Here is a 14,098-nt window from a genome sequence, read left to right as displayed (position 1 = left end):
GTGGTAACCTTGTCCCTTATCGTCAATGATCGGGCCATTCTACTGCGGGTCCGGCGAATAAAGGTTGAATTCACGCATGAGCCAAGCCCCTCTCGTCCTGGTGGACGGTTCCTCCTACCTGTACCGCGCCTTTCATGCCCTGCCCCCGCTGACCACCTCCGCCGGCCTGCCGACGGGCGCGGTCAAGGGCGTGCTGAACATGCTGAAAAGCCTGCGCAAGCAGTACCCGGACAGCCCCTTCGCGGTGGTCTTCGACGCCAAGGGCGGGACCTTCCGTGACGAGATGTTCGCCGAGTACAAGGCCAACCGGCCGTCGATGCCGGACGAGCTGCGAGTGCAGGTCGAGCCGCTGCACGCCACCGTGCGCGCACTGGGGCTGCCGCTGCTGTGCGTGGAGGGCGTGGAGGCCGACGACGTGATCGGCACCCTCGCCCGGCAGAGCGCGGCGCTGGGGCGCGCGGTGGTGATCTCCACCGGCGACAAGGACATGGCGCAGCTGGTCGACGGGCACATTACGCTGGTCAACACCATGACCGGAAGCGTGCTGGACATCGATGGCGTGAAAGAGAAATTCGGCGTCGGTCCTGAGCTGATCATCGACTACCTGGCCCTGATGGGCGACAAGGTCGACAACATCCCCGGCGTGCCCGGCGTCGGCGAGAAGACCGCCCTGGGCCTGCTGACCGGCGTCGGTGGCGGCCTGGACGTGCTCTACGCCAGCCTCGACAAGGTGCCCGAGCTGGCGATCCGCGGCGCCAAGGGCCTGCCGGCCAAGCTCGAGGAGCACAAGGAGATGGCCTACCTCTCCTACAAGCTGGCCACCATCAAGTGCGACGTCGAGCTGAACGTCGAGATCGAGGCGCTGCACCCCGGCGAGCCGGATGTGGAAGCCCTGACCGAGCTGTACCGCACCCTGGAATTCAAGACCGGCCTGGACGACCTGCAGCGCCAGGCCAAGGCCGCCGGCGAGACGCTGCCGCCGCCCGTGCAGCCGGCCGAAGCGGTCGAGACCCGCTATGAAACCGTGCTGGATCAGGCGCAGTTCGATGCCTGGCTGAAGAAGCTGCAGGACGCGCCGCTGTTCGCCTTCGACACCGAGACCACCAGCCTCGACCCGCAGCAGGCGCAGGTGGTCGGCGTGTCCTTCGCCGTCAGCCCGCACGAGGCGGCCTATGTGCCGCTGGCCCACTCCTATATGGGCGTGCCCGAGCAGTTGGACCGCGACGCCGTGCTCGAGGCCCTCAAGCCGCTGCTGGAGGACCCGGCCAAGGGCAAGATCGGCCAGCACGCGAAGTACGACATGAACGTCCTGGCCAACGCCTCGACGCCCATCCTCATGCAGGGCATCGCGTTCGACACCATGCTCGAGTCCTATGTGCTGGATTCCACCGCGACCCGCCACGATATGGACAGCCTGTCGCTGAAGTACCTCGGCCACAGCACCATCCGTTTCGAGGACATCGCCGGCAAGGGTGCCAAGCAGCTGACCTTCGACCAGATCGCCATCGAGCAGGCCGGCCCCTACGCCGCCGAGGACGCCGACATCACCCTGCGCCTGCACCAGACCCTATGGCAGAAGCTGGAGGCCACGCCGTCGCTGGCCTCCGTGTTCCGCGACATCGAGATGCCGCTGGTGCCGGTGCTAGCGCGTATCGAGCGCAACGGCGCCTACGTCGACGCCAGGTTGCTCGGCCAGCAGAGCATCGAGCTGGGTACGCGCATGGTGGAGCTGGAGCGCCAGGCCTACGAGCTGGCCGGCCAGGAGTTCAACCTCGGCTCGCCCAAGCAGCTCGGTGCCATCCTCTACGAGAAGCTCGGCCTGCCGGTGCTGTCCAAGACCGCCACCGGCCAGCCGTCGACCGCCGAGAACGTGCTGGCGGAGCTGGCCGAGCAGGACTTCGAGCTGCCCAAGGTGATCATGCAGTACCGCACCGTGAGCAAGCTCAAGAGCACCTACACCGACAAGCTGCCGGAGCAGATCAACCCGCGCACCGGGCGCATCCACACCTCCTATCACCAGGCGGTGGCGGCGACCGGGCGGCTGTCCTCCACCGACCCGAACCTGCAGAACATCCCGATCCGCACCGCCGAGGGCCGGCGCATCCGCCAGGCCTTCGTCGCGCCCAAGGGCTACAAGCTGCTGGCGGCGGACTACTCGCAGATCGAGCTGCGCATCATGGCCCACCTGGCCAAGGACGAAGGCCTGCTGGACGCCTTCCGTCACGACCGCGACGTGCACCGGGCCACGGCGGCGGAAGTCTTCGGCGTCGAGCTGGAGCAGGTGAGCAACGACCAGCGCCGCAGCGCCAAGGCGATCAACTTCGGCCTCATCTACGGCATGAGCGCCTTCGGCCTGGCCAAGCAGATCGGCGTCGATCGCAAGCAATCCCAGGCGTACATCGACCGCTACTTCGCCCGTTACCCCGGCGTGCTCGCCTACATGGAACGCACCCGCGAGCAGGCCGCGCAGCAGGGCTTCGTCGAGACACTGTTCGGGCGGCGCCTGTACCTGCCCGAGATCAACTCGAAGAACCAGGCCATGCGCAAGGGCGCCGAGCGCACCGCGATCAACGCGCCGATGCAGGGCACGGCCGCCGACATCATGAAGCGCGCCATGGTGGCTGTGGATAACTGGCTGAGCGAATCCGGCCTGGACGCGCGGGTCATCCTCCAGGTGCACGACGAACTGGTGCTGGAGGTGCGCGAGGACCTGGTGGAACAGGTGCGCGAGGCCATCCGCCCCTTGATGAGCGGCGCGGCGCAGCTGGATGTGCCGCTGCTGGTGGAAGTCGGGGTGGGTGACAACTGGGACGAGGCGCACTGAGGCGGCGCCAGCTCTGGCTTAGGCCTCCGGCGCATAACGCCGGAGGCCTTCATAACGAACGGATTTCAGAGAGAGGGTGAACTTTTCCGCTAGGCACAGAGTCAGAGTTCGGGAATGGCTGGTGAAGCCTTCGATGCTCCTTTTGCTGTGTTTAGTGTTGGCAGATATCTGGACCCCGCCCTAGCGGTTCAGACTTGAACCCCGAACTTCCCCCTCCCCATACGAAGCTCGGGGTTTTTTTTGCCTGCGATTCAGGCTTCCGGCTCGACCTGCTCGAATTCCTCGCCCAGTTGCAGCCAGTTGGCCAGCACCGCTTGCGCTTCCTCGACGCCCTGGCGCTTGGGCGCCGAGAACAGCTGGATGGTCACGCCCTCGCCCCACCCCTTGCGGATGTCCTGCTGGACCTTGAGCAGCGCGTTCTTCGCGGCGCCGAACGCCAGCTTGTCGGCCTTGGTCAGAAGGATGTGCATGGGCATGTTGCCGGCGGCGGACCAGTCGAGCATCAGGCGGTCGAAGTCGGTCAGCGGGTGGCGGATGTCCATCATCAGGATCAGCCCGGCCAGGCTTTCGCGGCTGCTCAGGTAGGCTTCCAGGTGGCGTTGCCAGTGCTGCTTGAGCGGGATCGGCACCTTGGCGTAGCCGTAGCCGGGCAGGTCGACCAGGCGCCGCTGCTCGTCCAGCGAGAAGAAGTTGAGCAGTTGGGTGCGCCCCGGGGTCTTCGAGGTGCGCGCCAGGCTGGCGTGGGTGAGCGTATTCAGCGCGCTGGACTTGCCGGCGTTGGAACGCCCGGCGAACGCCACTTCCAGGCCTTCGTCGGGAGGGCACTGGTCGACCTTGGCGGCACTGATGAGAAAGCGGGCCTGTTGGCACAGGCCGATGATCGGGTTCTTGAATGACATGAGGTGTCCACGGGTGCGACGCGGTGTCGCAGGGGGCTGTTTCGTTTCCGTTTGAGCATCGCCAGTATATAATGCCGCAGATTTAGTGTGCGCTTTATCCCCCAGGGTTCAGTGTCCACGGGACTGACCGTTGCGCGACAGAACGCATGGCAGGGCCCCTCTGATGAGGTTGATCATGAAGAAAGTGCTACTCGTCGCAAGCCTTGCGGCGCTGGCCTTTGGCGCTCAGGCCGCCCAGGATCCGGAAGCGGTTTTCAACCGGGCCTGCGGTGCCTGTCACAACGGTCAACTGCCTATGGCGCCGAAAAAGGGCGACAAGGCCGCCTGGGAGCCGCGTCTGGCCAAGGGCAACGATGCTCTGGTCAAGAGCGTCACCAATGGTTTGAACGCCATGCCTCCCCGAGGCTTGTGCATGGACTGCAGTGCCGAGGACTACCAAGCGGTCATCCAGTGGATGAGCCAATAATCAAGGTAGCCCGGCGCTAACTCTTTCACCCTTAGCCGTAATTGGATTAGCTGATGAACAAAGTACTCGTGAGTCTGCTGTTGACCCTGGGCATCACCGGTCTGGCCCACGCCGCTGGCGACGCCAAAGCCGGTCAGGCGAAAGCTGCCGTATGTGGTGCCTGCCATGGTCCGGACGGCAACAGCGCCGCCCCCAACTTCCCGAAACTGGCCGGCCAGGGCGAGCGCTACCTGCTCAAGCAGCTGCACGACATCAAGTCCGGTAACCGCCAAGTGCTGGAAATGACCGGCCTGCTGACCAACCTGAGCGACCAGGACCTGGCTGACATCGCCGCCTACTTCTCCAGCCAGTCCGGCAGCGTCGGCGCCGCCGATCCCAAGCTGGTCGCCCGTGGTGAAGCCCTGTTCCGTGGCGGCAAGCTGGAAGAAGGCATGCCCGCCTGCACCGGTTGCCACTCCCCGAACGGTGCCGGCAACGCCGCCGCCGGCTTCCCGCACCTGGGTGGCCAGCACGCCCAGTACGTGGCCAAGCAACTGACCGACTTCCGCGAAGGCAACCGCACCAACGACGGCGACAGCATGATCATGCGCGCCATCGCCGCGAAGCTGAGCAACAAGGACATCGAAGCCGTGTCTAGCTACATTCAGGGTCTGCACTGAGTCCGACCCAGCGGTAGAAATCGGTAAATAAAAGGGTGGCCATGGCCACCCTTTTTCATTGGTTCCGCCGCTACAATTGCCGGAACCCGACGCACAGCGATCGGTCGAAGCAAGGCCCGCCGCAGAACCATACTGACCGCTTAGGAGTTAAGCATGCGTAACCTGATTCTTTCCGCCGTTCTTGCCAGTGCGAGCCTTTTCGGCATGACCGCACAGGCCGAGGACATCCAGGCCGGCAAACAGTACGTCGAACTGAGCAGCCCGGTCCCGGTGTCCAAGCCCGGCAAGATTGAAGTGGTGGAACTGTTCTGGTACGGCTGCCCCCATTGCTACCAATTCGAACCCACCCTGAACGCCTGGACCGAGAAGCTGCCCGAAGACGTCAACTTCGTGCGCATCCCCGCCATGTTCGGCGGCGTGTGGAACGTCCATGGCCAGCTGTTCATCACCCTGGAGAGCATGGGCGTCGAGCACGCCGTGCACAAAGCTGTGTTCGAGGCCATCCACAAGGAAGGCAAGAAGCTCTCCACCCCCGACGAGATGGCCGAGTTCCTCGCTGGCCAGGGCGTCGACAAGGCCGCCTTCATCAAGGCCTATAACTCCTTCGGCGTGAAGAGCCAGATGGAGAAGGCCAAGAAGCTCGCCATGGCGTATCAGATCTCCGGTGTACCGACCCTTATCGTCAACGGCAAGTACCGCTTCGACATCGGCTCCTCCGGCGGCCCCGAGCAGGCCACCCAGGTTGCCGACTTCCTCATCGCCAAGGAGCGCGCCGCGAAGTAAGCGGCGCCCTGCAGAGCGAAGATGCTGCGCCGCTGGAGCAATGATCGCACCGCGGGCCTGCGGACCCCGCAGGTCAACCCGCATTGCAATTCCAGCGGCCTGCCCCAGGACGGTCGCCTCCGGCTGCTCAGCTTCAATATCCAGGTCGGCATCAGCACCGGCCACTACCGTCATTACCTGACCCGCAGCTGGCAGCACCTGTTGCCCCATGCCGGCCGTGCAGGCAACCTGCAGCGCATCGGTGCCCTGCTCGGCGATTTCGACCTCGTGGCCCTGCAGGAAGTCGATGGCGGCAGTCTGCGCTCGGGCTACGTCAACCAGGTCGAGCACCTCGCCCACCTGGCCGCGTTTCCCTTCTGGTACCAGCAGCTCAACCGCAACCTCGGGCGCATCGCCCAGCACAGCAACGGGTTGCTCAGCCGCCTGCAGCCCACCTGCCTCGAAGACCACCCCCTCCCCGGCCCGCCTGGTCGCGGCGCCATCCTCCTGCGCTTCGGCGAGGGCGAGGACGCGCTGGTAGTGGTGATGATGCACCTGGCCCTCGGCACCAAGGCCCGTACCCGCCAGCTCGCCTACATCCGCGAGCTGATCGGCGGCTACCGCCACCAGGTGCTGATGGGCGACATGAACACCCATGCCAACGACCTGCTGAAGACCTCGCCCCTGCGTGATCTCGGGCTGCTCGCGCCGCAGGTCGAGGCCACCTTCCCGAGCTGGCGCCCACAGCGCTGCCTCGACCACATCCTGCTCAGCCCCAGCCTCGCCCTGGAGCGTGTGCAGGTGCTCAGCCAACCCATCTCCGACCACCTGCCAGTGGCGGTGGACATCCGCCTCCCCGCCTCCCTCACCGGGGATGCGCTGCCGGCCCTGATGGACACCCCCCACGGAACACCTTCATGAGCGACGACGGCCAGCGCTGGAAAGAAAAGTACCTGCAGAGCCTCGAACAGCAGGAGAAGCTGGAGCGCCGCTGGGACGCCCGCCTCGACCTCTTGCGCCGTGGCCTGGTGCGCAGCTCCCTCGCCGCCGAGGGCACCGACAAGGCCGTCGACCAGTGCATGCAGGAGCTGCGCGAGATCATCCGTGGCGACCAGATCGACGCCGGCCTCTCCGCCCTGATCCCGCGCCTGGAAAAGGCCGTGCTCGATTCCGAGCAGCGCCGCCAGCAACGGATCGACCAGAACGTCGGCGCCCTCACCGGGCTGACCAACCAGCTGCTCAAGCTGGATGTGCCGCGTGACGTGCGCAAGGCCCTCAAGCAGTTCGCCAAGCGCATCGACGAGCGCGCAAGCCAGGCGCGGGAGATGCCCGCCCTCCTCGGCGAGCTCAGCGGCCTGCAACAGCGCGCCCTCGACGAAATCGTCAATGCCGAATCCGCCACGCCCAGGCCCGGCCTGCTGCAGCGCCTGTTCGGAGGCCAGGGCGACAGCGCCGAAGAGCCCCAGGCGGGCGGCGCGCCGCTCCCGGGTGGCGAAGCCTTGGCCCCGCCGCCGGCCGTCCCCGCACCCGCCGCGTTGCAGGCGGCTGCGACGCCTGCCGAGGATGACGAGCCCGCCGCGCCGGCTGCCGGCGCACCCGTTCCCGCGCCTGCCCAGGCCCCGGTGGCCCAGCCAGCGCCGGCCGCCCCCGGGGCCCTCGAACAACCGGCCCCGCTCCAGGCCGCCGCCGAGGCCGCGCCTGCCGCTGTCCCGGCGCCTGCACCCGTAGCGCCCGCCGCCGCCCCGGTCGATCCGCTCGCCGTGGAGCCCATGGCGTCCGTCGCGGCAGCGGCGCCCGTCACCGCTGTCACCGGTGGCGTGAGCCCGAGCCTGTCCCCGCGCCTCGACAGCCTGCCGCTGCCAGCGGCGCTGCTCACCGGCGAAGGCGACCCGGGCTACGCGCTGCCCACGCCGCCCGAGCCTGGCTACAGCGCCGTCGCGCCGCACGTCGCCGCCAGCCTGCGGGGGCTTCTGGACGAACTCGACCTGCCCGAGCGCCACAAACCCCAGGGCGAAGCCCTGCGCGAGCGCCTGGAGGGCGGCCTGAACTGGTACGAACTGGTGCCGGTGCTGGACGACCTCGCCGTGCTGGTGCTGGCCGTCACCAACAGCGAACACCGCGACTTCGCCCTCTACCTCAAGCAGCTCAACGAGCGCCTGGTCGCCTTCGTCGCCTCCATTTCCGCCGCCCAGGAGGGCTACAGCGAGACCCTGGAAAGCGCCCGCGTGCTCGACGACCAGTTGCGCGAGCAGGTCAGCGACCTGCAGAGCAGCGTGCAGGACGCCACCGACCTGGACGACCTCAAGCGCGCCGTGGAAAAGCGCCTCGACGGCCTGCTCAGCACCATGAACGACTACCAGCGCCAGCGTGCCGCCCGCGAAGAAGAAGTCGGCGGGCGCCTCAAGATGCTGGTGGACCGCGTCGCGACCATGGAACAGGAAGCCAGCGCCTTCCGTGACCATCTCGAGGAGCAGCGGCAGAAGGCACTCAGTGATCCGCTCACCGGCCTGCCCAACCGGGCCGCCTGGAGCGAGCGCCTGGAGCTCGAGGTGGCGCGCTGGAAGCGCTATGGCGGCGAGCTGCTGCTGGCCGTGCTGGACATCGACCACTTCAAGCGCATCAACGACAACTACGGCCACCTGGCCGGCGACAAGGTGCTCAAGATCATCGCCGGCGAGATCGCCAAGCGCCTGCGCAAGACCGACTTCATCGCTCGCTTCGGCGGCGAGGAGTTCGTCCTGCTGATCCCCGCCACTCCGCTGGAGGGTGGCCAGCAATTGCTCGACACCCTGCGCGGGGCCATCGAGCAGTGCCCGTTCCACTTCAAGGGCGAGCCCGTGACCATCACCTTGTCGGGGGGGCTGGTGTCCTTCGTCGAGGGCGAGAAGGACGACCAGGCGTTCGAGCGTGCCGACCAGGCGCTGTACCGCGCCAAGCGCGACGGTCGCAACCGCATCGTGCTGGGCTGAGTCGCCTCAGGCGGCGTAGGTGAGGTAAGGCTTCCAGTCTTCAGGCACGTGCTCCAGGCGCGGGTAGTCCAGGGCGTCGAGTTGCAGGCGCGACAGCTGGAAGGGCGTGTGACGCAGCTCCGGCGGTAGCGCCCGCAACTCGGGCAGCCAGAGGCTCACATAGGTCGCATCCGGGTCGTAGTGACGGGCCTGGCGCAGCGCATTGAAGGCCTGGCTGCGTTGCGGGTCGCTGGCCACGCCGGCCAGGTAAGCCCAGTTGCCCCAGTTGCTCGCCGGGTCGTAGTCCAGGAGGTGTTCCTCGAACCAGGCCGCACCGTGGCGCCAGTCCTGCTCCAGGTCGTGCACCAGGTAGGCGGCCACCACCTGGCGACCGCGGTTGGACATGAAGCCCGTGGCGGCCAGCTCGCGCATGCTGGCGTCCACCAGCGGCATGCCGGTGCGGCCTCGACACCAGCTCTCGAAACGTTCATCCAAGTGTTGTGGCGCCCGCGCGGTGGCCTTCAGCCCGCCGGCCTCGAACAACGCGCTGCCATGGCGCAGCAGGGTCCAGCGGAAATAGTCGCGCCACAACAGCTGCTGCCAGAGCTGATGGGTGGAGGCATTGGCGCCGTACTGCGCCTCGTGACGGCGCAGCTCGGCGGCGACGCGCCGTGGCGAGAGGCTGCCGTTGGCCAGCCAGGGGGAGAACTTGGAGGAGTACTCACTGCCCACCATGCCGTTGCGGCTGTCCTGGTAGCCGCGCACGCTCTGGCTGGTCCACAGGTAGTCGCGCACCCGTGCCAGCGCGGCGGTCTCGCCACCGGAGAAGGGGAACGCACTGATCGATAGGCTGACCGGCTCGCCCAGCCCCAGGCGGGTCGGCGTCGGCAGGGGTTCGAACAGCGCATCCACCGCCTCGGGCAGCGGTGGCAGGGACTCGGGGGCCGGCCGCGGCTGGTACACGCTGGGGCGCTGCTCGATTTGCTCGCGGAACTGGCTGAACACCGCCGGCAGCCGCTCCACCGGCGTCGGCAGCTCCTCGCGGCGCAACAGGCTGTTGCCGGCCAGCTCGCGCAGGCGGATATCGCCCAGGGCCTGGCGCACCTCCTCGACCAGGGCGCGCTCCCGGGGCGCCACCTCTTCGAGGGTCAGCACCTCGTTCAGGTCCAGGTGCTCCATCAGCGCCGGGATCACCTGCGCAGCGTCGCCCTGCACCACCAGCAGGCGCGAGCCGCGCTGGCGCAGCTCGGCGTCCAGGGCGGTGAGGCTTTCCAGCTGGAAGCGGGCGCGGTGCACGCCCATGCGGCGGATGCCCAGGTCGCCCGGACGCAGCAGCTTCGGGTCGAAGACGAACAGGGGAAGAACCCGGTCGGCCGCCAGCGCGGCCTGCACGGCGGGGTGGTCGTCCAGACGCAGGTCCTGTTTGAACCAGAGCAGATGGCGGCGCATGACGTTGATCCTCGGCAGGCATTTCCCTATGCCAACGGATTCCGCTGGCCACTAGAAGTTATAGGCTTTTCGAAGGCGTTGAACAGTGCCGCCCGGAGGATGACCGGTGGCGTTGCTGCCCTCGGGCCGGGAGCTGCGTATAATCCGCCCCTTTTTTCGCGGGCCCCGCCCGCATTCACCTGTGGAGACATCGTCAATGCGTCTTTCCCTTTCGCGTATCGCCAGCTGGTTGGGTGGTTTTGCCCTGACCTTCGGCGCCGTCCAGGTCGCCGGCAACGAACTGCTGCAACTGCAGGACGGCAACCTGCAGTTCGCCACCCTTCCCTATTCCGCCGGCGAGAGCTTCCTCAGCTTCGCCTCCGAGCGCCCGGCCTTCACCGCCGGCCTCTCGCCCAAGGCCCTGGCCGACCTGCCCGGCCACACCCCCGCCCCCCTGCGCATGCGCATCGCCGGGGCCCACGCCACCCCGGCCCCCGGGCAGGGCGGCAACCTGCTCGGCCCCGCCTTCGACCTCCAGGCCCCGGGCTTCGACTACCTGACCCTCAGCCTCTACGACCGCGACGACCAGGACGAGCCCGGTCACAGCGTGCAGTTCAGCGGTGCCTGGGCCTACGCCTTCCGCCTCGGCGACGCCAGCTGGCTGCTGGACGGCGGCCTCGACTGGGCCGGCGCCGAAGGCGAGCGCGAGCAGGGCCTGAGCTTCAGCCCGCAGCTGAGCTTCGATGCCGGCGACTACTTCTTCGCCCAGGGTCGCCAGCTGTTCCTCGGCATCCAGTACCTGCAGCAGAGCGGCGGCTACAGCGAGCTGGACGACGTGCGCGGCAACGCCTCGCGCGACCAGCGCGCGGTCAACACCACCCTCAAGTACCACTTCTGACACCCGACCCGGCACGGCGGCGAGACGTCGCCGCCAGCGCCCTTTACACTTCGTCCTTCAGTTGAGGAGCGCCCATGGAAATTCTCGGCATCGCCGTGCTGATCTTTCTGGTCACCGACCCGTTCGGCAACATCGCCATCTTCCTCGCCGCGCTGAAGAACGTCGCGCCGGAGCGGCGCCTCAAGGTGGCCCTGCGTGAACTGGTGTTCGCCCTCGGCCTGCTGCTGCTCTTCCTCACCTTCGGCGAGAACATCCTCAGCGGCCTCGGCCTCTCCCGCGAGGCCATCGCCATCGCCGGCGGCATCATTCTCTTCATCATCGCCCTGCGCCTGATCTTCCCGCGCCCCGAAGGCGTGCTCGGCGACCTGCCCGACGGCGAGCCGATGCTGGTGCCCCTGGCCACCCCGGCCGTGGCCGGCCCCTCCGCGCTGGCGGTGCTGATGACCCTGCGCAACACCCACCAGGGCGAGCTCTGGGAGCTCTACGTCGCCGTGCTGGTGGCCTGGGCCTGCACCGCCCTGATCCTGCTCCAGGCCGCCTTCCTGCAGCGCTTCCTCGGCCAGCGCGGCCTGATGGCGGTGGAGCGCCTGACTGGCATGCTGCTGATCATGCTCAGCGTCGACATGCTCCTGGACAACCTGCAAAGCGTGCTACACATCAGCCCATGAGAACCCTAGCCCTCGGCCTGTTGCTGGCCCTGCTCGCCGGTTGCGCCAGCGGCCCGCGCATCGACCGCAGCCAGACCTCGGTCAACCAGAACAGCCGCGTGCAGTACGTGGTGCTGCACTACACCTCGACCGACCTGGAGCACTCCCTCGCGCTGCTCACCCATGGCGAGGTCAGCGCCCACTACCTGATCGGCGCCCAGCCGCCGACCATCTACCAACTGGTGGACGAGAACCGCCGTGCCTGGCACGCCGGCCAGAGCGAATGGCAGGGCCGCACCTGGCTCAACGCGAGCACCATCGGCATCGAGCTGGTCAACGAGGGCTACGAGCAGACCGCCACCGGGCGCAACTGGCAGCCCTTCGACGAGCAGCAGATCGACGCCCTGATCGTGCTGCTCAAGGACATCGTCAAGCGCCACAACCTGCCCCTGGGCAGCATCATCGGGCACAGCGACATCGCCCCCCAGCGCAAGGTCGATCCCGGCCCCCTGTTCCCCTGGAAGCGCCTCGCCGACGCCGGCCTCGTGCCCTGGCCGGAGGCTTCCGCCGTGGCGGTGGAGCAGGCGCGCTTCGCCCAGGCGCTGCCCACCGTCGGCTGGTTCCAGATGCAGCTGGCCCGCCAGGGCTACCCGGTGCCGCGCAACGGGCAGCTGGACGAGGCCACCCGCAACGTCATCGCCGCGTTCCAGATGAAGTACCGCCCGCACCTGTTCGACGGCCAGCCCGATGCCGAGACCGCCGCCCTGTTGCTGGTGCTCAACCGCACCCCGGGGGAGGGCCTGCCGCCCCGCCCCGTGACATTCAATTGACGCAATGACGCCGACGCGCGCCGGTCGGCGTCCGGCGCGATGATTTCCTGGCGGTGGGCTATACCTCACTGATCTCGCCAAGACGCGCTTGCCATCATGCAGCCCCCACTTTCCCGTTGGCGCCGCACCCTCTACCAGCCCCTGCCCGTGGCCATCCTGGCCGGCCTGCTGAGCGCCTGCCTGTTCGTGCTGGCGAGCCTGTGGCTGGCGGCCCAGCAGGCCCAGCGTGCCGAGCAGGAACAGATGAAGGTCCAGGGCGAACGCTTCCTGCAGCGCCTGGAGCAGGTGTTCGGCCAGCTCCACGAGGCCCTCGACAAGCTCGAAGCCCAGCCCCTGCGTGGCTGCGACATGGCCATGGTGGAGACGCTGCGGCAGATCAACTTCCGCTACCGCTTCATCTACGAGGCGGCCTTCATCGGCGGCGGCCAGCGCTGCTCCTCCTGGCCGCGGCAGAACTCCTTCGGCCCGGAGCGCCCGGCGGACATCGTCGGCCAGCGCCAGAGCTACTGGCTCAACAGCACCGACCAGCCCGACGACAACCTCGCCGCCCTGGTGGTGGGGCGCGGCTACTTCCGCCTGTCCACCTCGCGCGGGCACCTCAGCGACATGGTCGAGCTGCCCGCCGGCGCCAGTCTCCTGCTGCTGCCGAAAAGCACCGGTGCCGCCCTGCCCATCCTCGGCCTGGCGCAACCCTGGCCGCCCGGTTCCGAGTGGCCGATGCCCAAGGACTATGAGCTGGAGGTCAACGCCGATCGCCTGGCCTACCGCATGCCCACCCAGACGCCGGAGTTCGACCTGCTGGTGATGACCCCGCGCGGCGAGCTGTTGGCCCGCGCCCGTGACGCCCTGCTCGGCTGGCTGCCGGTTGCCGCCCTGCTGTCGCTGCTCTGCGGCGTGCTCGCCTACTACGCCATGTGCCGCCGCCAGTCCCTCAGCGGCGAGCTGCAGGGCGCCATCCGCCGGCGCGAGCTGCGGGTGCGCTACCAGCCGCTGTTCGACCTGGCCAGCCGCCGCTGCGTCGGTGCCGAGGCCCTGGTGCGCTGGCGCCGTACCGACGGCAACATGATGAGCCCGGACCTGTTCATCCCCCTGGCCGAGAGCACCGGGCAGATCCGCGACATCACCGACTTCATGATCGAGCAGGTGCTGGCCCAGCAGAGCGCCTTCCTGCGTGCCAACCCGGAGCTGTACATCTCCATCAACCTGGCGGCCTGCGACGTCGGCTCGCCGCGCATCGCCCCGCTCACCGCCGCGCTGCTGGCGCGCTACCAGGTGCCGGCGCGGCAGATCGCCTTCGAGGTCACCGAGCACGGCCTGGCCGATATCCAGGCCGCCCAGGAGGTGCTCGGCCAGCTGCGTGCCCAGGGCCATCGCATCCTCATCGACGACTTCGGCACCGGCTACAGCAGCCTCGCCTACCTGCAGGCGCTGCCGGCGGATGTGTTGAAGATCGACAAGGCCTTCGTCGACGCCCTCGGCCACGACGCGGCCAGCAGCGGCGTGGCCCCGCACATCGTGCACATGGCCCAGGCGCTGCAACTGAAGGTGGTGGCCGAAGGCATCGAGCACGAGGCCCAGGCGCTATTCCTCGCCAGCGAGGGTGCCCACTACGGCCAGGGCTGGCTGTTCTCGCGGCCGCTCACCGCTGCGCGTTTCCGTGACCTGGTGGCCGGCCAGCTCGACCTCGCCCAGGCCCTCAACGACGAAACCCTGCCCGCCGCCTGATCGCATCGGGAA

General features: G+C 67.9%; 12 protein-coding genes. 10 read left to right on the top strand and 2 right to left on the bottom strand.

Annotated features, from left to right (window positions below):
* Positions 1-76: 76 nt before the first annotated feature.
* Entirely contained in the window at positions 77-2,824 is a 2,748-nt protein-coding gene (gene polA / locus WFQ67_RS02110; RefSeq protein ID WP_263151905.1) for a DNA polymerase I, read from the top strand.
* Between the two features lie 251 nt (positions 2,825-3,075).
* On the opposite strand, the gene yihA is transcribed toward polA, so the two are convergent.
* Positions 3,076-3,723, bottom strand: a complete 648-nt coding sequence (gene yihA / locus WFQ67_RS02105) for a ribosome biogenesis GTP-binding protein YihA/YsxC (protein WP_173174797.1) — start codon at positions 3,721-3,723, stop codon at positions 3,076-3,078.
* 175 nt (positions 3,724-3,898) lie between these two features.
* Here yihA and WFQ67_RS02100 point away from each other — a divergent pair, with 175 nt between their 5' ends.
* The 5 genes from WFQ67_RS02100 to WFQ67_RS02080 all read left to right on the top strand — a co-directional run bounded on the left by WFQ67_RS02100 (position 3,899) and on the right by WFQ67_RS02080 (position 8,579).
* Positions 3,899-4,189 (top strand): c-type cytochrome, encoded by a 291-nt coding sequence (locus WFQ67_RS02100; RefSeq protein ID WP_111259379.1) that lies wholly within the window; start codon positions 3,899-3,901, stop codon positions 4,187-4,189.
* Between the two features lie 53 nt (positions 4,190-4,242).
* Complete coding sequence (locus WFQ67_RS02095) at positions 4,243-4,848, top strand: c-type cytochrome (RefSeq protein WP_111259324.1); 606 nt, start codon at positions 4,243-4,245, stop codon at positions 4,846-4,848.
* A gap of 153 nt (positions 4,849-5,001) precedes the next feature.
* Complete coding sequence (locus WFQ67_RS02090; RefSeq protein WP_111259325.1) at positions 5,002-5,631, top strand: thiol:disulfide interchange protein DsbA/DsbL; 630 nt, start codon at positions 5,002-5,004, stop codon at positions 5,629-5,631.
* A gap of 21 nt (positions 5,632-5,652) precedes the next feature.
* A complete protein-coding gene (locus WFQ67_RS02085) occupies positions 5,653-6,531 on the top strand; it encodes an endonuclease/exonuclease/phosphatase family protein (protein WP_213627525.1) in 879 nt (292 codons plus the stop codon).
* Entirely contained in the window at positions 6,528-8,579 is a 2,052-nt protein-coding gene (locus tag WFQ67_RS02080; RefSeq protein WP_337056054.1) for a GGDEF domain-containing protein, read from the top strand. The genes WFQ67_RS02085 and WFQ67_RS02080 overlap by 4 nt, the downstream gene beginning before the upstream one ends.
* A 6-nt stretch (positions 8,580-8,585) precedes the next feature.
* On the opposite strand, the gene WFQ67_RS02075 is transcribed toward WFQ67_RS02080, so the two are convergent.
* Positions 8,586-10,007, bottom strand: coding sequence for a DASH family cryptochrome (locus WFQ67_RS02075; protein WP_213627529.1), 1,422 nt, complete (start codon positions 10,005-10,007; stop codon positions 8,586-8,588).
* 196 nt (positions 10,008-10,203) lie between these two features.
* Here WFQ67_RS02075 and WFQ67_RS02070 point away from each other — a divergent pair, with 196 nt between their 5' ends.
* The 4 genes from WFQ67_RS02070 (at position 10,204) to WFQ67_RS02055 (ending at position 14,086) form a co-directional block, all read left to right on the top strand.
* Positions 10,204-10,884 carry a hypothetical protein gene (locus tag WFQ67_RS02070; RefSeq protein ID WP_213627531.1) on the top strand — a complete coding sequence of 227 codons (681 nt, stop codon included), beginning with the start codon at positions 10,204-10,206 and terminating at the stop codon, positions 10,882-10,884.
* A gap of 74 nt (positions 10,885-10,958) precedes the next feature.
* A complete protein-coding gene (locus WFQ67_RS02065) occupies positions 10,959-11,552 on the top strand; it encodes a MarC family protein (protein WP_111259329.1) in 594 nt (197 codons plus the stop codon).
* Complete coding sequence (locus WFQ67_RS02060; protein WP_213627533.1) at positions 11,549-12,361, top strand: N-acetylmuramoyl-L-alanine amidase; 813 nt, start codon at positions 11,549-11,551, stop codon at positions 12,359-12,361. The genes WFQ67_RS02065 and WFQ67_RS02060 overlap by 4 nt, the downstream gene beginning before the upstream one ends.
* Before the next feature lie 96 nt (positions 12,362-12,457).
* Positions 12,458-14,086, top strand: a complete 1,629-nt coding sequence (locus WFQ67_RS02055; RefSeq protein ID WP_337056053.1) for an EAL domain-containing protein — start codon at positions 12,458-12,460, stop codon at positions 14,084-14,086.
* Positions 14,087-14,098: the final 12 nt, after the last annotated feature.

Origin of the sequence: Pseudomonas sp. USHLN015, from assembly GCF_037153275.1 — a bacterium.
Classification (GTDB): domain Bacteria; phylum Pseudomonadota; class Gammaproteobacteria; order Pseudomonadales; family Pseudomonadaceae; genus Metapseudomonas; species Metapseudomonas tohonis.
Note: the sequence above shows the minus strand (reverse complement) of the source record. Positions and strands in the feature narration are given on the sequence as shown.